Source organism: Gammaproteobacteria bacterium, from assembly GCA_014075255.1.
GTDB lineage: Bacteria > Pseudomonadota > Gammaproteobacteria > UBA4575 > UBA4575 > JABDMD01.
In genome coordinates, this window is record CP046178.1 from 2,559,652 (window position 1) to 2,582,585 (window position 22,934).

Annotated in this window: 25 protein-coding genes; 20 read left to right on the forward strand and 5 right to left on the reverse strand. The window is 40.4% G+C overall.

From position 1 onward, the window contains the following. Nucleotides 1–8 precede the first annotated feature (8 nt). Both tsaE and GKR92_13085 read left to right on the forward strand, forming a co-directional pair. The gene (gene tsaE, locus GKR92_13080; GenBank protein QMU62583.1) at nt 9–455 is read left to right on the forward strand and encodes a tRNA (adenosine(37)-N6)-threonylcarbamoyltransferase complex ATPase subunit type 1 TsaE; all 447 of its coding nucleotides are present in this window, start codon (nt 9–11) and stop codon (nt 453–455) included. 199 nt (nt 456–654) lie between these two features. Further along, a complete protein-coding gene (locus tag GKR92_13085) occupies nt 655–2,022 on the forward strand; it encodes an AMIN domain-containing protein (GenBank protein QMU62806.1) in 1,368 nt (455 codons plus the stop codon). A 76-nt stretch (nt 2,023–2,098) separates the two neighbouring features. Here GKR92_13085 and sohB read toward each other — a convergent pair whose 3' ends face one another. Further along, entirely contained in the window at nt 2,099–3,136 is a 1,038-nt protein-coding gene (sohB, locus tag GKR92_13090; GenBank protein QMU62584.1) for a protease SohB, read from the reverse strand. Nucleotides 3,137–3,144: 8 nt separating this feature from the next. After that, a complete protein-coding gene (locus GKR92_13095; protein QMU62807.1) occupies nt 3,145–3,942 on the reverse strand; it encodes a riboflavin biosynthesis protein RibD in 798 nt (265 codons plus the stop codon). Nucleotides 3,943–4,077: 135 nt separating this feature from the next. On the opposite strand from GKR92_13095, the gene GKR92_13100 reads away from it, so the two are divergent. The 10 genes from GKR92_13100 to GKR92_13145 all read left to right on the forward strand — a co-directional run bounded on the left by GKR92_13100 (nt 4,078) and on the right by GKR92_13145 (nt 13,722). Then, a complete protein-coding gene (locus GKR92_13100) occupies nt 4,078–4,446 on the forward strand; it encodes a hypothetical protein (protein ID QMU62585.1) in 369 nt (122 codons plus the stop codon). Between the two features lie 22 nt (nt 4,447–4,468). Then, a complete protein-coding gene (gene mutL, locus GKR92_13105) occupies nt 4,469–6,283 on the forward strand; it encodes a DNA mismatch repair endonuclease MutL (protein QMU62586.1) in 1,815 nt (604 codons plus the stop codon). A 45-nt stretch (nt 6,284–6,328) separates the two neighbouring features. Further along, nucleotides 6,329–7,231: a tRNA (adenosine(37)-N6)-dimethylallyltransferase MiaA gene (gene miaA, locus GKR92_13110; protein QMU62587.1), complete on the forward strand. Its 903-nt coding sequence runs from the start codon at nt 6,329–6,331 to the stop codon at nt 7,229–7,231. A gap of 110 nt (nt 7,232–7,341) precedes the next feature. Beyond that, complete coding sequence (gene hfq, locus GKR92_13115; GenBank protein ID QMU62588.1) at nt 7,342–7,578, forward strand: RNA chaperone Hfq; 237 nt, start codon at nt 7,342–7,344, stop codon at nt 7,576–7,578. 38 nt (nt 7,579–7,616) lie between these two features. Next, complete coding sequence (hflX, locus tag GKR92_13120) at nt 7,617–8,903, forward strand: GTPase HflX (GenBank protein QMU62589.1); 1,287 nt, start codon at nt 7,617–7,619, stop codon at nt 8,901–8,903. Nucleotides 8,904–8,984: 81 nt separating this feature from the next. After that, entirely contained in the window at nt 8,985–10,124 is a 1,140-nt protein-coding gene (gene hflK / locus GKR92_13125; GenBank protein QMU62590.1) for an FtsH protease activity modulator HflK, read from the forward strand. 1 nt (nt 10,125) lies between these two features. Next, nucleotides 10,126–10,986 carry a protease modulator HflC gene (gene hflC, locus GKR92_13130; GenBank protein ID QMU62591.1) on the forward strand — a complete coding sequence of 287 codons (861 nt, stop codon included), beginning with the start codon at nt 10,126–10,128 and terminating at the stop codon, nt 10,984–10,986. Nucleotides 10,987–11,022: 36 nt separating this feature from the next. After that, the gene (locus GKR92_13135) at nt 11,023–11,217 is read left to right on the forward strand and encodes a DUF2065 family protein (GenBank protein QMU62592.1); all 195 of its coding nucleotides are present in this window, start codon (nt 11,023–11,025) and stop codon (nt 11,215–11,217) included. 1 nt (nt 11,218) lies between these two features. Further along, nucleotides 11,219–12,400 (forward strand): ATP phosphoribosyltransferase regulatory subunit, encoded by a 1,182-nt coding sequence (locus tag GKR92_13140; GenBank protein QMU62593.1) that lies wholly within the window; start codon nt 11,219–11,221, stop codon nt 12,398–12,400. A 32-nt stretch (nt 12,401–12,432) separates the two neighbouring features. After that, nucleotides 12,433–13,722 (forward strand): adenylosuccinate synthase, encoded by a 1,290-nt coding sequence (locus GKR92_13145; GenBank protein QMU62594.1) that lies wholly within the window; start codon nt 12,433–12,435, stop codon nt 13,720–13,722. On the opposite strand, the gene GKR92_13150 is transcribed toward GKR92_13145, so the two are convergent. After that, nucleotides 13,714–14,241, reverse strand: a complete 528-nt coding sequence (locus GKR92_13150) for a hypothetical protein (protein ID QMU62595.1) — start codon at nt 14,239–14,241, stop codon at nt 13,714–13,716. The two genes, GKR92_13145 and GKR92_13150, sit on opposite strands and share 9 nt — an antisense overlap. On the opposite strand from GKR92_13150, the gene galE reads away from it, so the two are divergent. After that, nucleotides 14,240–15,232 carry a UDP-glucose 4-epimerase GalE gene (gene galE / locus GKR92_13155; protein ID QMU62596.1) on the forward strand — a complete coding sequence of 331 codons (993 nt, stop codon included), beginning with the start codon at nt 14,240–14,242 and terminating at the stop codon, nt 15,230–15,232. The two genes, GKR92_13150 and galE, sit on opposite strands and share 2 nt — an antisense overlap. A 225-nt stretch (nt 15,233–15,457) precedes the next feature. Further along, the gene (locus tag GKR92_13160) at nt 15,458–15,928 is read left to right on the forward strand and encodes a glycine zipper 2TM domain-containing protein (GenBank protein ID QMU62597.1); all 471 of its coding nucleotides are present in this window, start codon (nt 15,458–15,460) and stop codon (nt 15,926–15,928) included. A gap of 89 nt (nt 15,929–16,017) precedes the next feature. Here the strand turns inward: GKR92_13160 and GKR92_13165 are convergent, their stop codons facing one another. Together GKR92_13165 and GKR92_13170 are read right to left on the reverse strand one after the other, a co-directional pair. Beyond that, the gene (locus GKR92_13165; GenBank protein ID QMU62598.1) at nt 16,018–16,596 is read right to left on the reverse strand and encodes a hypothetical protein; all 579 of its coding nucleotides are present in this window, start codon (nt 16,594–16,596) and stop codon (nt 16,018–16,020) included. A 170-nt stretch (nt 16,597–16,766) separates the two neighbouring features. Next, nucleotides 16,767–16,976, reverse strand: coding sequence for a hypothetical protein (locus tag GKR92_13170; protein QMU62599.1), 210 nt, complete (start codon nt 16,974–16,976; stop codon nt 16,767–16,769). A gap of 401 nt (nt 16,977–17,377) precedes the next feature. Here GKR92_13170 and rnr point away from each other — a divergent pair, with 401 nt between their 5' ends. The 6 genes from rnr to rplI all read left to right on the forward strand — a co-directional run bounded on the left by rnr (nt 17,378) and on the right by rplI (nt 22,857). Continuing rightward, the gene (gene rnr / locus GKR92_13175) at nt 17,378–19,702 is read left to right on the forward strand and encodes a ribonuclease R (GenBank protein QMU62600.1); all 2,325 of its coding nucleotides are present in this window, start codon (nt 17,378–17,380) and stop codon (nt 19,700–19,702) included. A 9-nt stretch (nt 19,703–19,711) separates the two neighbouring features. Next, nucleotides 19,712–20,458, forward strand: coding sequence for a 23S rRNA (guanosine(2251)-2'-O)-methyltransferase RlmB (rlmB, locus tag GKR92_13180; GenBank protein QMU62601.1), 747 nt, complete (start codon nt 19,712–19,714; stop codon nt 20,456–20,458). Nucleotides 20,459–20,620: 162 nt separating this feature from the next. Beyond that, nucleotides 20,621–21,127 carry a 30S ribosomal protein S6 gene (rpsF, locus tag GKR92_13185; GenBank protein QMU62602.1) on the forward strand — a complete coding sequence of 169 codons (507 nt, stop codon included), beginning with the start codon at nt 20,621–20,623 and terminating at the stop codon, nt 21,125–21,127. Nucleotides 21,128–21,168: 41 nt separating this feature from the next. Further along, a complete protein-coding gene (rpsR, locus tag GKR92_13190) occupies nt 21,169–21,399 on the forward strand; it encodes a 30S ribosomal protein S18 (protein ID QMU62603.1) in 231 nt (76 codons plus the stop codon). Between the two features lie 52 nt (nt 21,400–21,451). Then, complete coding sequence (locus GKR92_13195) at nt 21,452–22,363, forward strand: hypothetical protein (GenBank protein ID QMU62604.1); 912 nt, start codon at nt 21,452–21,454, stop codon at nt 22,361–22,363. Between the two features lie 44 nt (nt 22,364–22,407). Continuing rightward, nucleotides 22,408–22,857: a 50S ribosomal protein L9 gene (rplI, locus tag GKR92_13200; protein ID QMU62605.1), complete on the forward strand. Its 450-nt coding sequence runs from the start codon at nt 22,408–22,410 to the stop codon at nt 22,855–22,857. Nucleotides 22,858–22,934: the final 77 nt, after the last annotated feature.

Genomic DNA, 22,934 nt, shown 5'->3' on the forward strand with positions numbered 1-22,934 from the left:
TTTAGAAAATGACTAAGCTAATCGGCGAAGCAGCCACCTTAGAATTTGCTGCAAAGCTTGCAAAATTTTGCCAGCCGCCTCTAAACATTCATTTGCAGGGTGAGTTGGGGAGTGGCAAAACCACGTTTGCACGTGGTTTTATCAATAAGCTTGGGTACAGTGGTAATGTAAAAAGTCCAACCTTCACGCTTGTTGAAACCTATGACTTAGAGAGTGCACGTCTATACCATTTTGATTTGTATCGTTTAAAAGACCCGCTTGAATTAGAGTACATTGGCATCCGTGATCTTGTCGGAGAAGTCGATGTAATGTGTCTGATTGAATGGCCTGAAAGAGGGGGTGCAGGGTTGCCTGAAGCCGATCTAGTGATCAGCCTTGAGTATCACGGGGAGTCACGGGATGTTGATTACCAAGCAAATTCTACCAAAGGTCAGATGATTATTGACAAATTATGAGACCAGGCTCTAATAAATAGGCATAGGTCATTAGTTTCATTGGAGTTATTGCTTGCAATTTTTTCTAGATTTGTCACACTTTCGATTCTGTTTCTTGTTGTAAGGACTACAGCTTCTCGTGCAACAGCGTTCATCATTGGCTACAAAACCACCTCAATCAGCGAGCGCTGGTGTAAATCAGCTAAAGCTTGTCGCCTATATTTCATTATTCCTTTTATTGCTGGTTAGTTATTCGACTTTCTCGGCGACTAATATAGCCAAAATAAACGAAGTTCGATTTGCGGATCGTGCAACCGAAACTCGTGTGGTTTTCGATTTAACTTCACCGGTTAAGCACAGTGTATTTGTTCTGCAAAACCCTAATCGCGTGGTGCTAGATATTGAACAGTGCGATGCCAATGGAAAGCTCAAAAGGGGGCGCATTGGAGGCACCTTAGTTAAAGATTTACGTTATGCGCAAAAGACTAGTGAAAAATTACGTGTAGTTTTTGATCTAAATTCAAGGGTTTCACCAAAAAGTTTCTTGTTACCGCCTTCTAGTGGAAAAACTTATCGCCTAGTAATTGATTTAACTGCTGCAACAGATATTGCGTCGGCCGCAAATGCTAAAGCGGCTACAAGCGAGAATCCAAAACCTAGAGTAGAGCCAGTAATTGCGATGCAAGATGCGCCGGCAAGTTTTCGAGATATTGTAGTGGCCTTAGATGCAGGTCATGGAGGGAAAGATCCAGGTGCTATAGGTCGTGCCGGTACACGTGAAAAAGATATTGTATTAGCAATTTCAAAAAGATTAAAAAAGCTTATTGATAAAGAGCCTGGCATGCGTGCACTTTTAATTCGTAGTGGTGATACCTATGTGCCATTAAGAGGGCGCATTCAAAAAGCCAGTAAACTTAATGCCGATATATTTATATCTATTCATGCGGATGCTGCGGTTAATCGTCGCGCGAAAGGTTCGTCGGTGTATGTTTTGTCACAACATGGCGCTACCAGTGAAGCGGCGCGCATTTTAGCGAAACGAGAAAATGAATCCGATAAAATTGGCGGTGTCAGTTTGGAAAACAAAGATGATGTACTGAAATCTGTGCTGGTAGATTTATCGCAAACTGCAACGATTGATGCCAGTATTGATTTAGCAGAAGATATTCTTAAAGAGCTTGGTCAAGTGGGTAATATTCTTCGAGATAAAGTGGAGCAAGCAGGCTTTGCAGTGTTGAAATCACCAGACATCCCATCAGTTTTAGTGGAGACAGCGTTTATATCTAATCCACAAGAAGAAAAGCGTTTAAAAACAGCACAACACCAACAAAAATTAGCAACTGCGATCTTTAAAGGTTTGCGTCGTTATGCTAAAGATCATGCGCCAGCCGATGCCATTATGGCGAATATGCAAAATACTGTTCCGTTAACTACATACAAAGTTAAATCTGGTGATACTTTGTCAGGCATTGCCATTCGTTACCATGTGAGCTTGGTTAATTTACGTAAAGTTAATAGTTTGCGTTCTGATATGTTACGTGTTGGGCAAGTATTGAAGATTCCAGCTACGGTTACAGCTGGCACTTGAGCGCACTGATGCTTCTTCTATGCGTACATTCATGTACTTACTCTGGATCGTAAGCAGACATTATTAGGTTTAACATTTAACTGAACAATTTTGAATCTTGTTCTTTCTGCCACCAAGAAAAAAATAATTTATCTACACTCATTTGCACGGATGTTGCGATCCGTTCGCTGATAGTTTTTGGAACGGTGTAGGAGATTTCGTAAATTTCTGCGTCTTTACTTGCTTCTAGTAAGTAGTCATCACTGGTGAGCAATTCATCAACCAGTTTTAATTCGATTCCACGCGTAGCTAGCCAATGTTCGCCAGTCGCTACTTTGTCCATTTCCAAAACAGGCCTGTTTTCTTTTACAAAATCTTTAAATAAATCGTGTGTATCTTCTAATTGTTCATTAAAGTGTGCACGGTCTTCGTCAGTGTTTTTGCCAAACATGGTGACGGTGCGTTTAAGTTCACCGGCTTTCATAAGTTCAAAGTCCACACCATGTTTGTCCAGCAAGCGATTAAAGTTGGGTAGTTGTGCGATCACACCAATAGAGCCCACAACGGCAAACGGTGCAGCAATAATTTTGTCGGCCACACAAGCCATCATGTAACCGCCGCTGGCAGCAACTTTATCTACTGCAATGGTGAGCGGAATACCTTTTTGCTTAATGCGCAATAACTGAGAGGATGCGAAGCCGTGTTCATGTACTAAACCACCGGCGTTTTCTAAGCAAACTACTACCTCATTATCGCTAGAGGCAACGGATAATATTGCTGTGATTTCTTTGCGAAGATGACGCACTGCGGTAGCTTTGATGTTTCCAAGAAAGTTAAGTACAAAAATACGTTTTTTGTTGGTGTCTGGAGTTTTCTTTTCTTGTTTGCGTTCTTTTTTATTTTCTTTCTTGTTTTCTTTTTTGGCTTTTTTTAGATCTTTTTTAGTTAACAAAGAAAATCGCAGAATGTCTGCCATGTTTTTGTACTTTTTATTCAGATGGATAATTTCAAAATGATCATCGCCGCGTGCTTTTTTTGAGAATGAAAAAATCAACAATATAAGTACAAAGATAAATACAAGAATGGTAATAGCTTTGGCTAAAAATAATCCGTATTCGGCAAATAATTCAATCATGGGGGTTCCTAATTTTTATTGTAGTTGCAGGTGTAACTGCTAAAAAATTGTCCGTGCATATTTTCTGAAGATTCATCATAAAATAATGCATTTAATTCTAGCTTGGGTGTGTTTAGAGCAGGGCCATCTATTTTAGTTCTAAAAAAATTACCACCTAGTATTTGATGTGAATAGCTCAGATAAAGTTTGTTTAATTGTTGATCGTTAATCATGGTGTGTAACATTTTTGGACCAGCAATTAAATAAATGTGCTTATAGTTCTTGTTTGCGAGCGTCTCAATTAATGGTTTACCTTCTACTGTCTCTGATTTTCCAGTAATGAGTACTTCATAGCCATCATCCTGCCATTTTTTAATTTTGTCGGAATCTGTTTGCTGTCCTGTAGCGATGTAGACTTGCTGGCTATGTTCTTTCAAAGAAGGGTGTATTGGAAAGTCTAGGCTTGCGCTAGCAATTACCAATGCGGGATGTGGTGAAAGCCCTTGCAGTGCGCGCCAGTTGTATAAATCTTCACAATCTCTGGTGTTGGGCAATTGTAATATATTGCCCAGTTTTTGTTCAGCTAGTGAGCGCATATAGCCGCCATGTGTGATTAAGCAATCTGCTTGTGCATGCAGTTCAAGAAATAGTCGAAAGTCTTCTAGGCTGGTCAATGATTTTGGCAATTCAGCGCTCGCATTTGCATCAGGACTGATGGCAATACGTCCATCAAGACTGCTGAGAAAATTTGCCGCAACAATGGGTTGTTCTGTGTTCGCGGAATACCAACCTTGTTTGTATAGATATAAATTCTTCAGTTCATGCATTTCCAATGATTGAGGAAAGAGTTGTAAAAGTTTTTTTGCCATGAAAGGAAAGTGCTATTCAAAAAACGCTATAGGATTATTTCTATATTTATTGGATAATTTTGCATTATCCTAGCATGACAACCCTGAATATTTATGCAAAAACCAAACATTTCCACCGCAATTCCAAAGCAACGCTATAAGTTTGGCGCATATACAATTGTTGTGCTTGAAGAAATTGAATCTGAGAATGAAATTGAATACAGCTATTTGCTAGCGGGCCTCAAAGATGGGCACAATGAGCCTGAAATTTATATTACATGTGAAAAGGCGCCATCAGATTTATTAGCAAATGGCACACATATTATTAGAGTGTTCGCAACTCAGATGGACGAACAATCATCCGGTGCGGTTATCGATCAGTCCGATACTTGGAGTGATCGTGAAGAATTTATATCGTACGGACTTTCCGGTTTTCGACAAATGTTGGGGCTAGACGATGAAGAGCCCTATCTTATTTCTTAATCCCATTTCTTAGCTAAATATTATGAGTTCTATTCAACAGTTGCCACCTCAGCTAGTAAATCAAATTGCTGCGGGTGAGGTGATTGAGCGTCCAGCATCGGTATTAAAGGAGCTGCTGGAGAACGCACTTGATGCAGGTGCATCAAGAATTGTTGTTGAGTTAGAACAAGGTGGTATGCAATCTATTCGTGTTAGTGATAATGGCGTCGGAATTGTTAAAGATGAATTGCTCTTAGCGGTTCAGCGTCATGCAACCAGCAAGATAAAAAATATGGACGATCTTGAACATATTGCGACCTTGGGTTTTCGTGGAGAAGCGTTGCCTAGCATTGCGTCAGTATCAAGATTCCGTTTGGCTTCTAATAATTGTGAAGAAGGTAATGCGGGTTGGGTGATAAGCACCGACGGCAGAGAATTTGCAGAAGAGGTTGAACCTGTGCGTCAAATGCGGGGTACTACGGTTGAAGTAAAAGATTTGTTTTTCAATATTCCTGCACGGAAAAAATTCTTACGAACAGAAAAAACCGAGTTAAAACATTGTGACAACGTTTTGCGTAAAATTGCATTAAGTCGATTTGATGTATCCTTAATAGCTAAACATAATGATCGAAGCTTTTTGGAAATTAATGCATGTGATTTTTTAAGTGATGGATCTGATCGCGTAGGCCAGATAACTGGCAAACCGTTTGCCGGTCAAAGCATCTATCTAGAAAATTCTGCAACCGATATCCAGGTTAAAGGTTGGATTAGTTTGCCAACATTTTCACGAAGCCAGGCAGATCTACAATACTTTTATGTGAATGGGCGTGCGATACGCGATAAGGTTGTCGCGCATGCCATTAAACTGGCCTATAAAGATGTGCTTTATCATGGTCGCTTTCCTGTATTTGTTTTATTTCTAGAGATGGATCCTTCGCAAGTTGATGTAAATGCACACCCTACTAAACATGAAGTACGTTTTCGTCAAAGTCGATATGTGCACGATTTTATTCGTCATACAGTGGGTAAAGCGATTGCGGAAACGATGCCTAAGCAGGAGCAACAAGGTGCTGAGCAGTATCGTGAAATCGTCGATGATTATATTCGTGCTGCGCAAAACCAAAGTGCTTTAACCAATAGTTCTTATCCGCCACAAAGTGGCTCAGCCCAGTCGCGTGTCCGTGAAACAGGACATAATTATAGTGCCCAGACTATAAATGAATACGACTTACTACTAAAAACTCCAGCCGAAGAAGCACATACCACTGAAGATGCGCCGCCATTGGGTTACGCGATTGAGCAACTACATGGCATTTATATTCTTGCGCAAAATGCTAATGGTTTAGTGGTTGTCGATATGCATGCTGCACATGAACGCATTGTGTATGAAAAACTAAAGGCTTCGTATCAACAAGGTGATTTGGCGACTCAACCATTATTAGTGCCGCTAACAATAAATGTTAGTCCGCAAGAAGCTGCGCTTGCAGAGCAGTATAGTGATGATTTTTTGAAATATGGTTTTCATGTTGAGCGTTTTGGTGAAGATAGTATTGTGGTGCGTGAAATTCCGTCACTATTGCAACAAGCGGATGTAAATAAGTTGGTGCTTGATGTGTTGGCAGACTTAAATGTATTTGGAACTTCTGAGAAATTAGAACAGGCCAATAACGAATTATTATCTACTATGGCTTGTTACGGCTCAGTGCGCGCGCATCGGAAGTTGAATATTGCTGAAATGAATGCCTTGTTGCGAGAAATGGAAGCCACGGAAAGAAGTGCGCAATGCAATCATGGTCGTCCGACTTGGGTGCAGCTTAGCATTGATCAACTAGACAAATTATTTAAGCGCGGCCAGTAATTAAATACTAATTTTCCGTTGTTAGACTCTCCCGTAATATTTTTAATGGGTCCTACCGCTAGCGGTAAGACAGACCTGGCGTTTTCCATTGCAGATGAATTTCCTTGTGAAATTATTAGTGTGGATTCGGTAATGGTATATAAAGGTTTGGATATTGGGTCTGCGAAACCGGATGCAGATACTTTAAAAAAATATCCACACCACTTGGTTGATATTTTAGAGCCAAATCAACATTATTCTGCAGCTAATTTTCGTGATGATGCTTTACATATAATAAAAGAATCACATGATAATAATAAAATTCCACTTCTGGTGGGTGGCACGTTGCTATATTTTGGCGCGCTTTTGCGTGGTCTTTCTAAAATGCCCAGCGCTGATTTAGAGATTAGAAAAAAGATTAGTGATTTAGCGGAAGAAAAAGGTTGGGAGTATGTGCATGCTCGGCTTGCAGAGGTAGACCCGTTAGCGGCTGAGCGAATTCACCCAAACGATCCGCAACGCATTCAACGTGCGATGGAAGTGTATGAGCTTACAGGGACGCCGATAAGTGATTGGCATTCCGAGTCTGAACAGAATGAGTTACCTTTTAAGGCATTAAAGCTGGCACTGATTCCAGAAGATCGTGCACATTTGCATAAGCTTATTGAGCAGCGTTTTGATCTAATGCTTGAGCAAGGTTTTTTGGAGGAAGCGCAAAAGCTGTATCAGGGCAAAACGCTTCATGCAGATTTACCTTCTATGCGTTCGGTAGGCTATAGGCAAGCATGGAAGCATTTTTCAGGGGAATACGATGTCACTGTGATGAGAGAAAAGGCAATTATCGCTACGCGCCAGCTAGCCAAACGTCAGTTGACTTGGTTGCGAAGTGAGTCATCCTTATCTGTAAATTCTGCCGAAAAGCCTGATATTCATGATGTACATCAACAAATACGGTCTTATTTGGCATAGCTGAACTAGTAGCTGAACTGGTACACTAATAGTGTAATGTGAGAGTCAAGCAGAATTGTTGAATACTCATTAGGAAAATAAAAATAACAATAACTAGAGGTTTAATCGCAATGTCAAAAGGTCAAACTTTACAAGAACCCTTTCTAAATGCTCTGCGAAAAGAAAAAGTCCCTGTATCAATATATTTAGTGAACGGAATTAAGTTGCAAGGTCAAGTGGATTCATTCGATCAGTTTGTAGTACTACTTAAAAACAGTGTCAATCAAATGGTTTACAAGCATGCCATTTCAACTATTGTGCCTTCACGCATGGTGAAGATGCCAATGGCTGATGAGCAACCTGAGTAACTTGCGCTCTTTCTTAACAATTACATCGGGATTCGTCTTTGTTTGAGCGTCCCGATCTTGGTCAGCGTGCGATCCTCGTGCATGTTGAATTTAGTAATGCTGAGGGCAATCAGGATCTAAATGAATTTAAGGATTTGGTGCGTTCAACTGGAGCTGAGATTGCGACTATCGTAAAAGTGCAACGTAGTATTCCGGATGCAAAGTTATTAATTGGTAGCGGCAAAGTAAATGAAATACATTCTCTTGCACACTCATTAGACGCTGATATCGTCATATTTAATTTTTCTTTGTCTCCAAGTCAGGAGCGAAACTTAGAAAAAATTTGTGAGAAGCGTGTGTTAGACCGTACCGGTTTGATTTTGGATATATTCGCGCAACGCGCGCGATCTTATGAAGGGCAGTTGCAGGTCGAACTTGCACAGTTGAAATACTTATCCACTCGTTTAGTGCGTGGCTGGAGTCACTTAGAACGTCAAAAGGGCGGCATTGGTTTGCGCGGACCAGGTGAAAAACAACTTGAGTCAGATAGGCGCATGCTGAGATTGCGCATAAAGCAACTTTCAAAACGATTAGAAAAACTACGCAAGCAACGTGATCAAGGGCGTGCCTCGCGTAGAAAAGCGACTACCCCTACAGTTGCAGTGGTGGGCTATACCAACGCAGGAAAGTCTACGTTGTTTAATAATCTTACAGATGCCAACGTATATTCTGCTGACAAATTGTTTGCCACTTTGGATCCAACTTTACGACGTATGCAAATTTCGAAAGGTCAGCATATTGTCTTGGCGGATACGGTTGGGTTTATACAAGATTTACCACATGATTTAATCGAATCTTTTCATGCAACTTTGCAAGAAACTAAAGAAGCGGATGTGTTGTTGCATGTTGTAGATGCCAGCGACCCGCATCGTGATAATAATATAGCGCAAGTCCAGGTGGTGTTAGAGCAGATTGATGCCTTGGAGGTGCCGCAGATAATGGTTTATAACAAAATAGACCAAATTAATACGCTCCCTCATGTTGATCTAGATTCCCAGGGTATTATTAAGCAAGTTTGGTTGTCGGCTTTAAATGGTGATGGGCTAAATCTATTGGTTGAGGCATTGCGACAATATTTTGAACATCAAGTAAAGCGCATATGGTTGCACCTACCGCCCGCTGAAGGTGGCTTGCGCAGTGAGCTATATAGCATAGGAGCAGTTTTGCAAGAATTTACGGATGATCAAGGCTGCTCGCAGATTGAGGCTGAAATTCCACTAAATATACTTAAAAAATTTACGGAATATCAGATTTCAGAAGAATCTGTTCAGAGAGCAAGCTTATAAGCTGACTTTTTCTATTGTCTTGATAGAATACAACGTTCGTGTCTAATTAATTTTAACCTGTAACCATATTTGGAGAGCCTTATGCCTTGGAATAGCCCAGGCGGTGATAAAGATAAAGATCCTTGGGGTCAGAATTCAGGCAATCAGGGCCCCCCTGATCTTGATGATGTATTTCGTAATATAACTAAAAAATTCGGTGGGATTTTTGGCAGTGGTGGAGGTTCGTCTTCTGGTTCAACAGGTTCGGGTAAGCCTGTGCTGTTGATTGCTCTGATAGCGGTTTTAGCTATTTGGGGGCTATATGACAGATTTGGTTTCTATATTGTTAAGCAGGCGGAAAGAGGTGTTGAACTTAGGTTTGGTGAGTTCAAACAAATAACCAGTGCAGGCTTAAATTGGAAACTACCATTTCCGATTGAGACAGTTGAAATTGTAAACGTTGATGAAGTGCGTGAAGTTACAAACAAAACTGCAATGTTGACACAAGATGAGAATATCGTTGGCGTGTCACTGGAAGCACAATATAAAATTGGCGATGCTAAAGAATACATATTCAATGTGCGTGATCCGGATAAAACCGTTAAAGATGCAATGGAAAGTGCACTGCGTGAGATCGTGGGCAAGAGCACCATTGATTTTGTGTTATTTGAAGGTCGTGCACAAATTTCTACTGCAACGAGGCTACTGCTACAAGAAATTCTAGATAGTTATGCGTCAGGAATTTTTATTCAGAAAGTGAACTTAGAAAAATCTTTACCTCCTGATCAAGTTAAAGAAGCGTTTGACGATGCGATTAAGTCTCGTGAGGATTATGATCGCTACATAAAAGAAGCTCAAGCGTATGCAAATAGCATACTTCCCCAAGCCCGTGGTGAAGCAGCAAGATTTTTACAAGAAGCGGATGCATATCGTGATCGCGCCATTGCAAATTCCGAAGGTGAGGCAAAACGTTTCTTAAAACTTTTAGCAGAATATAAAAAAGCCCCCGCGGTAACACGTGAACGCTTATATATAGAAGCAGTTGAGTCTGTTTATGCGAATAGCACTAAAGTGCTTATGGATGTTGAGGGTGGTAATAACATTATGTATTTACCGCTAGATCAAATTGTGAAGCAACGTTCAAATTCTCAAAATAATTCAAGTAATCCACTTACTAGTGAAAATTTTGGGTTGAGTAATCAAACAGGATCAGGCCTTCGGCCTGAGCGTGAGGGCCGATAAGATGAATGCGAAAATATTAATAGCAATTATTGCTATAGCTCTTATTGGTTTGTTCTCGTTTACATTTCAGGTAGACCAAAGAGAAACAGCCATTAAGTTGAAGTTTGGAAAGGTCGACAAAGCAAATATACCGCCTGGTTTACATTTGAAAATTCCTTTCATGAACGTCATTGAAAAATACGATAATCGTATTTTAACGCTGGATGTACCGCCAACAGAATTTCCAACCAATGAAAAGAAATATGTAAAAGTTGATTTCTTTGCTAAATGGCGAATTAAAGATGTTGAGAAATATTATCTTGCTACCAGTGGTATAGAAACAAAAGCTAATCAACGTTTAGAACTAATTTTGGTGGATGGTCTTAAAAATGAGTTTGGTAAACGCACAATTCAAGAAGTAGTTTCTGGTGAGCGCGCAGAAATCATGGATGTGATTCAGATTCAATCAAATGAAGAGGCTAAAAACTTTGGCATCGAAGTGGTAGATGTTCGTGTAAGCAAAATTGACCTGCCAGATTCGGTGAGTGACTCGGTGTTTAAAAACATGCGTGCTGAACGGGATCGTGTTGCAAAAGATTTTCGAGCACGTGGTCGAGAGCAGGCTGAAGTGATTCGTGCTAGAGCAGATAAAGAGCGTACTGTAATCATCGCCAATGCTTATAACGAAGCTGAACAGGTGCGCGGTGATGGTGATGCAAAATCTGCAGAAATTTATGCACAAGCCTTTACGCAAGATGAAGAATTTTATAGCTTCACTAGAAGTTTGAAAGCCTATATTAATACTTTTAATAGTAATAATGATGTGTTGATTATGGAACCTGATTCCGAATTCTTCCGCTATTTTAAAAAATCTGAACAATAGTCATTTGTTCAGATTTTATTTGGCTAAACTGATTTTATGTGGAATGAATTACTGGTTGCGATTGCGCTGGTTTTAGTTTTTGAGGGCATAATTCCATTTCTTGCACCTGATAAATTCCGACAAGCTTTAGCCCGACTTGTGCAAATGCCTGATCAGGTTTTGCGCATGATTGGGTTAGCAAGCATGACGTTAGGAATTGTCTTTCTATATATATTAAGAATTTTAAATTAGCATGAGTAAAGATCTTTGGCTTTTGCCCGAGGGTATTGAGGAATCACTGCCGGATGAATCCGCATGGCTGGAGAAAAATCGCCGTGAGTTAGTCGATATGTTTTCTACCTGGGGGTATGAGCTGGTCATACCGCCTTTGATTGAGTACTTGGACTCTCTGTTAATTGGCCCTAGTGATGATCTTGATCTGCAAACCTTTAAGTTAACCGATCAGTTAACGGGGAAAATGATGGGTGTGCGTGCAGACATGACGTCTCAAGTTGCACGTATCGATGCACATATGTTGAAGCGTGAAGCCCCTACGCGCTTTTGCTATCTTGGTACCGTATTACATACACGTCCAGATGGTCGTGATTTAACACGTAGTCCTTTGCAAGTTGGTGCAGAGTTATATGGGCATGCGGGGTTAGATAGTGATGTAGAAGTCATTTGTTTAATGTTAGAAGCCTTGTGTTTAGTAGGAATTGAAGATGTGCTGTTAGATTTAGGGCATGTTGGAATACTGACTATTTTAGTTGAGAAAGCGAGTTTAACTGAAGCTCAGCAAAAACAACTACAGGCCTTGCTGCAACAAAAAGCTCAACCTGAATATGAACAGTTTCTTGAGACATGTTCATTATCAGATGAGTGGCACAAAATATTTTTATCACTTATGGATTTAAGTGGTGATGAGAGTGTAATCGTAACTACCAAGCAGTTATTGAAAGATAGTGGCAATAAGGTGCTTGAATATATCGACTACGTAGCCGAACTTTCAGTGCGTGTGTCTAAGCAGTATCCAAATACTCAACTACATTATGATTTTGCAGCACTGAGTGGTTATCGTTATCAAAATGGCGCAGTGTTTGCAGCTTATATTTCAGGTCAAGGCGGAGAAATTGCGCGCGGCGGACGCTACGACACGATCGGACAAGTGTTTGGACGTTCAAGACCTGCTACGGGCTTTAGTTTAGATTTAAAAGCCTTGGCAAAAATCTCACCGAAAACAAATCAAACTGTTTTAGCAATTTATGCGCCACTCGATGATGATCCCGCGCAGCGAGAAAAAATTAAACAATTGCGAGCGCAGGGTGAACGAGTGATTTGTGAATTATCAAATCAACAAGGTGGTGTAAAAGAAATGCAATGCGATCGTGTTTTGGTGAAAGAGCAACAAAAGTGGGTAGTTAAGGGTGCTTCATAAAATAATAATATATAAAGAATGGAATTATAGTCATGGCTAAAAGTGTAGTAGTACTAGGTACTCAATGGGGTGATGAGGGCAAAGGTAAAATTGTCGACATGCTTACCGAGCAAGCGGATGCGGTGGTGCGCTTTCAGGGAGGACATAATGCTGGGCATACCATTATTGTTAACGATCAAAAAACTGTACTCCATTTGGTGCCCTCAGGTATCTTGCGTGAAAATAAAGAGTGCCTTATCGGCAACGGTGTGGTGCTGGCGCCAGATGCATTGCAAGAAGAAGTCACGATGCTTGAGGCGCAAGGTGTACCGGTTGTCGAACGTTTACGAATCTCTCCTGCATGTCCACTGATACTGCCTTACCATGTTTTATTGGATCAGGCGCGTGAAAAAGCGCGTGGTAAATCTGCGATTGGAACAACGGGGCGTGGCATAGGTCCTGCATATGAAGATAAAGTATCGCGACGCGGCATACGTGTTGCAGATTTATATAACGAGCAACATTGTAATGAACGATTGGAAAATATAATTGATTACCATAATTTCGTTCTTAAGGAATATTTTAAGCATGACACAATAGATTTAGGTGAGATGAAAGCATTATGTAGAAAATATGCAGATATGCTTAAGCCTTATGTGATGGATGTTTCTGCCCGTATAAATGAGTTACGTGCAAATGGTAATAAGATTTTATTTGAAGGTGCTCAAGGAACCTTGCTGGATATTGATCATGGTACTTATCCGTTTGTAACTTCATCCAATACAACTGCAGGAGGCGCTTGCATAGGTAGTGGCACAGGCCCAAGTAGCATTAATCATGTGTTAGGTATCGTGAAAGCATATACCACACGTGTGGGAAGTGGTCCGTTTCCAACTGAATTATTTGATGCGGTAGGCGAAGAGCTTGCTGATAAAGGTAAGGAGTTTGGCGCAACTACGGGTCGTGCAAGACGTTGTGGATGGTTAGATGCGGTAGCACTGCGTCGCGCTATGCAAATAAATGGCGTTACAGGTTTATGTATTACTAAGCTCGATGTCATGGACGGACTTAAGACGATAAAAATATGTAACGAGTATAAATACCAAGGTCAATCGTTACACTTGTCACCAATGGATGGTGGAACCTTTGATCAATGTGAACCTGTTTATGAAGAGCATGAGGGATGGCAGGAGAATACACTAGGGATAACTCAATTTGATCACTTGCCTAAACAAGCAAGAGAATATTTGGATAGAGTCTCAGAACTACTTGGTGTGCCAATCGATATTGTTTCAACAGGTCCAGATAGAACACACAACGTTATATGCAAAGAGTTATTCTGATTTAGATAGATAATACGAATTTACTAAGTGCCACTCACTTGTTTTTTTCGTGGTATTGAAAATATCCAGCCTCTGGCAACTACATGTTTTTGCATAGCTACCATTTAATTCTTTTTGCAGTGCTTGTTGCTTTTTCGCATCAAGTTTTCCATATAGTAAACTTAGGTGAGGCATAAAAGTGTCATCTGTTACCTTACTAAGTGTGGTTTTGCAGTCTTCATATAAAGAGGTTAATAAGGTTTCTGTTTTGGCAAGAATATATAGGTTTCTATAATAGTCTTTTGTATACGCAATCTCTTTCAGTTCAATGTCGAAAGCTTGATGTCGTTCAATTATCTTTCTGCAAGCCTTTTCTACAGCATTTATAGGCGCTGTGATATTGGATAATAATGTAATGTGTGGCGGGAAAGGTGTCGTGCGATAACGATGCGAAAGCCCTGATATAATCCTAGTCAATTCATCAATTTGTGTTTGACTAGGGCGTAACCAAAGTGAATAACTGTTTTCTTGTTTTTTCATGAGCTTAAAAGATAAAACATTCTTAATTGTTGGTGGTGCGGGTTATATTGGTTCACATATGACTTTAATGCTACATGAGTTAGGGTATCAAGTAATTGTGCTGGATAATTTGTCCACAGGATTTGAGGATGCGGTGATTGGTGCAAAGTTTATTCAAGGCGATATTCATGATTCAGAAAAATTAGACGAGGTTTTTAAAAATTTTAAAATTGATGTAGTTATGCATTTTGCTGCGCATATCGATGTTGGAGAATCTGTTCGAGATCCATTTAAATACTATCGAAATAATGTTGTGGCTACGCAGGCTTTGCTGGAAAGGATGGTTTCTAACGGTATCAGTAATTTTATTTATTCATCCACTGCGGCAATCTTTGGTGAACCAGAATATGTGCCCATTGATGAAGTCCACGGTAAAAACCCTATAAATCCTTATGGGCATAGCAAGCTCATGGTGGAGCAAATGCTCGAAAGTTATGATCAAGCATATGGTTTAAAATCAATTTGTTTGCGCTATTTTAATGCAGCAGGCGCGGACCCTAAATCTAGAATTGGTGAGCGTCACGACCCTGAAACGCATCTCATTCCGCTAGTGTTGCAAGTTGCTTCGGGTCGCCGTGAAAGCGTTAGTGTTTTTGGTGATGATTACGATACTGATGACGGCACTTGCTTGCGTGACTACATACATATTGTAGATTTATGTAATGCACATTTGTTGTCTACTAAGCTGTTGCTAAAAGAAAATATTAGTAGGAGATTTAATCTTGGCAACGGTAACGGCTACACCGTTAAACAGCTTATTAACTTGGCAAAGCAAGTCACCAATAAGCCCATTAATGTGCAGCAGGCTGAACGTAGGGATGGCGATCCAGCCAAACTTGTGGCAGATGCTGCTTTGGCTAAAAAAACGCTGAATTGGCAACCAAAATACTCGAATTTAGAGGAAATTATTGAACACGCTTGGAAATGGGAGATTAAGCAAAGTCATCAATAAGCCATATAAAATTATCTTGTATTTTCTGTATATTATTTAATCATATCTAAGAAATTAACTATAATTAACAAGTAGTTATTTAATAGTAAACCTTATCTCTATTTTCACCCACTAATTTCATGTAGGCCTTTATTTTGAGTTTTTATTACACCATCGCTGTGTAAACCAAATTCGAAGTGAAACGTTGTAGTAGATATGAAGTTTTCAATAACGGAGGGGTAACCCATGTATAAAAATCTCATACTATCGATGATTCTTGTAATTAGTGCCATTTTATCGGGCTGCGCATCCAGTCCTTACAATGCTCCTAGCAAACAAACCCAAGGTGCAATTGCCGGCGGTGTAATTGGCGGTCTTTTGGGCTCTACTGTCGGCGATGGTAGAGGGACAGTGTGGGCGACAGCGGCAGGTACGCTAATTGGCGCGCTAGCAGGTGCGCATGTTGGCAAGCAGCTAGACGATCGAGATCGTTACTATACAGGTCAAGCTTTAGAGACGGCTCCTACTGGTGCAACGAAGGAATGGGTGAATCCTGATTCAGGTACTGCGTACTCGGTTACCCCTACAAATACCTATGAATCTGAAGGAACGCCATGCCGTGAATTTACGATGGATGCAGAGGTTGGTGGTCAAGCTGAGCAAGTGTATGGAACAGCATGCAGACAAGCAGATGGAAGTTGGAAAATGTCGGTTTAATTTTCCTTGAAAGGGAATTTTATAGTGAAATTAAAAAGCCTCGCATTGGCGAGGCTTTATTTACTCGTATAAATTGTTGAAATTTATTATTAAAAAATTTTGCGTGATTCAATTGTATCTTGTTTCATGTTTTGCGCCAGCCAAGCTTTAAGTGCCCAGGGAAAAATATTTTCTGTTTTAGAGATATCCTGCCAGCCTTGCTCAAGATAACTTTCATATGCATCTGGACCAAAAATATTTTGTACGTGTAGAGGTGCGCTTTCTAACTGTGAATCTGCATCTTCATTTTCTTCTCTAAAAGCATAGAGTGTTGGTCCATTATCTTGTTCGTCGGTTTTAAGCAGAGTGATATATGCGCATTCGACTCCCTTACGGTACAGTACTTGATAATCGATAATTTCTAAATTTTCAGATCCTTTGTTAGGTTCGTCATTGTTCGGTTCAGATTCGTCTTTCTGGAATTGCTTAAATACTTCAGCAAATTCATCATCATTGATATCTGATGTAGACAGCTCTAAGCCTTCGGTTTTGCGGCGATCTCCTAATAAACGTCGGTTATCCTCAACGACTTTGCCTTTGCTGTCATGCAATGGAAATGATCCTTTTTTATCAGTCCGACGATCCTCATTGGACCGGCGATCATAGATGACTTTTGCTTCTTGCCCCATGAGTAATCACCAAATTATATATATGTAAAATTAGTATAAAACAATACCAGTCATGCGATCTATAAGTGTGAGCTAGATCACATCGAACTTTCCACTTGGCAGGGTATTTATTCCATTAGGAGCGCCAGAGTTAAAACACTAATATGAGGGTGAGAAAAAAGTACCAATGATTACTTTTCTGCTATTTCACAGACCACATCATCGCTATACCCATCTTTAATGGTTAAGTGACCTTCTCCTAGTTTTCTAATGCAATGTGCTGCGCGTTGAATTGCATGGGTAAGATAACGATGGTTCGTATCTGGACCAAATCCATCAATACGATAATTTACCCATGTTTTACCTTTGCAATAAATAACCCGATTTGGATTGTGTGCCATTTAACTTATCCTTAGTTTTATAGCATTAATTGAACTAACTATAATTATTAGTAAACGAGACCTTAAATAAGTTGAACTCCATCACACTTTAATTTTGGGTTAGGTGGCAGGTAATGGAACAAAACTAATCTAAATTTATGTGATATCAGTGATTTAATTTTCAGCAACGTATTAAAGGTAGTGTTGACTTGATGGACTGAATGAGCCGGATAAATCTGGTTCTCCAATTGAGTGTCTACAAAACACATCATTGCGAAATTTCAATTCTGATTGTTTTTAGACTTAATTGTGCAGAATGAGAAAAATTAGTTAGTTAATTGATCGAATTTCATCTTATTGTTTGCATTGGAAATTTAATAAAGTTTCCTGTTTGCTGGCGGAGATAGTAGAGTGCGCCACACATGGTACGCAAAAAGAAGAATAAATTAGTTGACCCTTACGCCAAACGTGAGGCATCTAAATACGAAAGCCCAATTGCAAGTCGCGAGCTCATTCTCGAAATTTTAGAGAAAGGTGACGGCCCTATGTCGCTGGATGATTTGCATAAGGCGTTACAGGTGGATTCTGAGCAAGTGGTTGTAGCGATGGCGCGACGCTTGGGTGCAATGGAGCGCGATGGTCAGCTAATTCGCAATCGTCAAAATCATTATTTACCGATTTCAAAAGTAGATTTAATGCGTGGCCGTGTAATGGGTCATGCCGATGGATTTGGGTTCTTGATTCCTGATGAGGGCGGCGAAGATTTATTTTTATCGCCATTTGAAATGCGTACCTTAATGCATGGAGATCGTGCAGTAGTTCGACCTGCTGGCAAATCCAAGCGCGGCAAGCTGATGGGTAAGCTAGTTGAAATTATTGAGCGTGGTAATAAGCAAATTGTAGGGCGTTACTATAAAGAGTCTGGACTGGGGTTTGTGGTGCCGGATAACAAACGTTTGAATCAAGACGTTATGATTCCCGAGCAAGCTGCAATGCAGGCTAAGAGCGGGCAGTTCGTAGTGACGTCTATCGTAGAAATGCCTAATAAATCTCGACAGCCGATTGGTAAGGTGATTGAAGTAATTGGTGATCATTTGGCACCTGGGATGGAGATTGATGTTGCGATTCGCTCTTATGATTTGCCTTATGAGTGGCCTGATGAGGTCTTGCAACAAGTAGAGCAGTTTAGTGAACAGTCTATTCAAGACCAGCTTAAGCATAGAAAGGATATGCGTGAGCTAAACTTCGTAACGATTGATGGCTTAGATGCAAAAGATTTTGATGATGCGGTGTATTGCGAGCGGCATGATAAGGGTTGGAAGCTCTGGGTAGCGATTGCAGATGTGTCGCATTATGTGGAAACCGATACTGCTTTAGATGAGGAGGCGCATAATCGTGCAACCTCGGTATATTTTCCAGAGCGCGTTATTCCTATGTTGCCAGAAAGTCTTTCTAATGGGCTTTGTTCTTTAAAACCTGAAGTAGATCGTTTGTGCATGGTTTGTGAAATGTTTATTTCAGAAACAGGGGAGCTTAAACGTCACAAATTCTATGATGCTGTAATGTGTTCATCTGCGCGACTTACCTATGATGAAGTGCAAACCATTCTTTATGATAAAGATCCGGAGGCTAGAGAAAAGCGCCAGCATCTGATTGGCGACTTGGAAAATTTACAGTCGGTTTATAATGCGTTGCGAAAGCAGCGCAAAAAACGCGGTGCGATTGATTTCGATACTAAAGAAACGTACTTTGAATTCGACCATGAAAAGAAAATAAAAGCCATTCTTCCGCGCCAGCGTTCTGAAGCTCACATGATTATTGAAGAATGTATGATCAGTGCTAATGTTGCCGCAGCTGAATATATCACCAGAGGCAAGTTGCCCACATTGTTTCGTGTGCATGAAGACCCTACGACTGAAAAATTGCGTGACATGCGTGAGTTTCTTGAATCGTTAGGAGTAGGTTTCAGTAAAGCGGAAAAACCTACGCCGAGTGATTACATGACGGTACTCAAGAAGATAGCGCATCGTAAAGATAAGCATATCATTCAAATGATGTTGCTCAGATCGATGGCGCAAGCGGTGTATAGCCCGGATAGTATCGGTCACTTTGGTTTAGCTTTGCCTTTGTATGCACACTTCACTTCTCCAATTCGTCGTTATCCGGACTTGGTGGTGCACCGAACTATTCGGCACTTAATTAGCAAGCAAAACAAAGACTCTTTCCCATTATCACAAAATGATTTAGTGCTTCTAGGCGAGCATTGTTCTATGTGTGAACGTAGAGCAGATGATGCAACGCGTGATGTGGATGCCTGGCTTAAGTGTGAGTTTATGTTGGATAAACTGGGGCAAGAGTTTAGTGGCACGATAACCTCGGTTACGGGCTTTGGTTTTTTTGTCTTGCTAGATGAGTATTTTGTAGAAGGCTTGGTGCATGTAACCGCGTTAAAAAGTGATTTTTATCATTACGACGAGCAGTCGCATAGCTTATCTGGTGAGCGTAGTAAGAAGCGCTATTCCTTGGGAGATGAGATAAAAATTATTGTAGCGCGAGTTAGTTTAGATGAGCGTAAAATGGATTTTTCACTAGCATTAAGTGGTAGTAATGAGAAAGATCAGGGTAAATCTCCATACGGGAAAAAATCACAAAAAAATAAAAATAGAGCGAATGGCAAACAAGTGTCTGCAAACAATAAGCGTAAGAAGGGTAAAACTAAAAAACGCAGAAAAAAGAAAAAGATATAAATTGGTTTCATTGTGAAAAATATTTCTTTTGGTCTTTATAGTTCCCTCGCAGCCATTCAGCAACGTCCTTTTCATATTCAAAAAATTTATTTACTGGAAAGCAGGCAAGATAAGCGTATACAAGAAATTAAAGATCAGGCCTTAGCAAACAACATTGTTCACCGATTAGTGAGTAAGGAGGAGTTGGAGAAGTATAGTGGGAAAGGTAATCATCAAGGTGTGGTGGTGATCTATAAAGAGCAACAAACTAATAGTGAAGCAGTTCTGTTAGAGCACTGCGCAAACGCAACTGAGCCATTATTGTTATTAGTATTGGATCAAATAGTGGACCCACATAACTTAGGTGCGTGTCTGCGCACTGCTGAAGCTGCAGGTGCCAATGCAGTGATCAGTTCAACCCGTAATTCTGCACCTTTAACGCCTACCGTGCGCAAAGTGGCATGCGGTGCAGCCGAACGAATTCCATTAATTTTTGCAAAGAATCTGGCGCGCTTTTTAGATGAGCTCAAACAGCTGGGGGTGTGGGTTTATGGTACGCAGCCAACGGCTGCAAAATTAATCTATCAGGCTGATTTCACTCGCTCTGTAGCCTTGGTAATTGGAGCAGAAGGAGCAGGAATGCGCCGTCTGATCTCCGAAAATTGTGATGAATTACTGAATCTACCGATGTCGGGAGAAATGGCGAGCCTCAATGCTTCAGTCGCCACAGGAATTGGGTTATTTGAGGCAGTTCGACAACGGCAGAAAGCTAGCTAGATGATAAAAACCCTACAAATTAGACTGTAAGTATTATGGTAGCTTGTTTGTAGCCGGGTCATCACGTAGACTTCGCAGCTCAAAATTACTACTAACTCCTTGCTTCACCAGAATACAGATACTGTGTTATTGGGAGGCTTTAACCCCATAGGGAGCATATATATGCGTCACTACGAAATAGTGTTTCTGGTGCATCCTGACCAGAGCGATCAAGTACCTGCAATGACTGAACGTTACCGTTCAATTATCACTCAAGGCAATGGCAATGTTCACCGTTCAGAAGACTGGGGACGTTTGCAGCTGGCTTACCCCATTCAAAAAATTCACAAAGCACATTATGTGTTGATGAATATCGAGTGTAATCAAGAAGTATTGGATGAATTGAATAGTTCGTTTCGTTTTAACGATGCCGTAATTCGCACCATGGTAGTGGGAATGAAAAGGGCTAAGACTGAACCATCTTCTATGTTGAAATCTATCCAACAAGAAGAAGCTGACAGTAGTAAAAGGTCTACCTCTACTGCGCCAGCGCAAAAGCAAGAAACTTCAACTGAAGCAACTAAGTCGGAAAGTGTAACTGAAAGTCCTGCAGTTGAAGAAGCTCCCGCTGCGGTTGAAGAGGTTACTGCAGAAACAGAAGTAGCTGTTGAAGATCAGTCTGAAAGTTAAACGTAAATACACACAGGTATAAAATTTAAAAGGTAATAATTATGGCACAAGCAAGTTATTTTCGTAGAAGAAGGTACTGCCGCTTCACTGAAGAAGGCATAGAAGAAGTAGATTATAAAGACATTGCGATCTTAAAAGATTTCATCACCGAAACAGGAAAGATTGTTCCTAGCCGTGTCACGGGCACTAAAGCAAAATATCAGCGTCAATTGTCTACTGCGGTAAAACGTGCACGTTATATAGCATTATTGCCATACTGTGATAACCACTAGGTGTATATTGCAAATAATTAATTAATCTTTGCTCTAGTTATATTTTCTGGCCATGCGCTCGTTGGCTCGCTTTATCCTATCAGGCCCGATGCAGGCGATTGCCGTCGTGTTTGGGTTAGCGGTGTTGTCGTTGCCATTCCCATTTTTGATTATATTTAGTGGCGCTGCGCTAGTTTTAGTTACTTTGCAGTTAGGACTAATTCAAAGTGTAAAAGTGATGCTTATAAGTGCTGCGCTAATTATTGCGAGCACTTATTTTTTGCTAAAAGGTTTTTCGATAGGTCCGCTCTTCGTATGGTTGTCAGCGGTTGTAGTTGCAGCAGTGTATCGAAATACTCAGTCAATAAGTTTGTCTTTGCAATTGCTTACGGTTTTAGGGCTATTTTCAGTGCTGCTGTTAGCAGTAATGTTTCCTGATATGCAAATGCATTGGCAAAACTTTATGCAAAGTGCAATTAAAGTGATGGAGAAAGATCCTGCATTACAGGGTATGTGGCAAAGTGATAAATTAAGTCCTGAGCGACTAGAGAAGTATTTGCCGTATATCGCCTCATTAATGACTGGAGTACTAGTAAGTTTGTTTATTCTTGTCACGTCTATAACGGTATTTCTGGGTCGACAGTGGCAGGGTTTTCAGGAAAATATCCGTAGTTTTCGTGAGGAGTTTGTGGCTATACGTTTAGGTAAGGTGCTCGCGGGGCTTGCGGTCGTATTTTTAATTGCTGCATTGGTGTTTAAGTATGCAATTTTGTGGCAGTTAGCGCTGGTTTGCCTTAGCATATTCTCCTTACAGGGAATGGCAATTGCACATGCGTTTTTTGGGCAGTTTTCAAATTCAATTTTTGGGTTTGTGGCAGTTTATGGGCTGTTATTTATTGCTGCGCCACAAATGATTATGACCTTATCAACATTAGGTGTGGTGGATACCTTTTTTGATTTTCGTAAACGATTGGTTAAGCGGTAATTTATTTAGTCAGAAATTTTTAAATATTTATAAAGAGAAAAAATATGGAAGTCATCTTACTTACTAAAGTCGATAATCTTGGTGATCTTGGAGACAAGGTTAGTGTGCGTCCAGGCTATGCACGTAATTTTTTGATACCAAGTGGCAAAGCAAAATTTGCAACCTCAGCAAACTTAGCCGAATTTGAAGCACGTCGTGCTGAGCTTGAAAAGCTTGCAGCGGACTCTTTAGCAGCAGCTGTAGCAAGAAAAACTGAAATTGATGGTGCAAAGATTAGTATCACAGCAAAATCTGTAGGTGAGGGCAAGTTGTTTGGCTCAGTGGGCATGGTGGATATTGTTAATGCCTTGAATGAAGCTGGCAAAAATGTTGAGAAGAAGGAAGTGCGCTTGCCAGACGGTGCGTTCCACCATGCTGGTGAATACCAAGTTGAAGTTCATATACACACCGATGTGAATGCGACGATTAACTTAGAAATTATTGGTGAAGAATAAAAGTTTTGTAACTATGTTGCATGCTGCTAATAAAAAAATATTGTGGCTGAGTTAACCACGATTGATGCAGAGTTTGG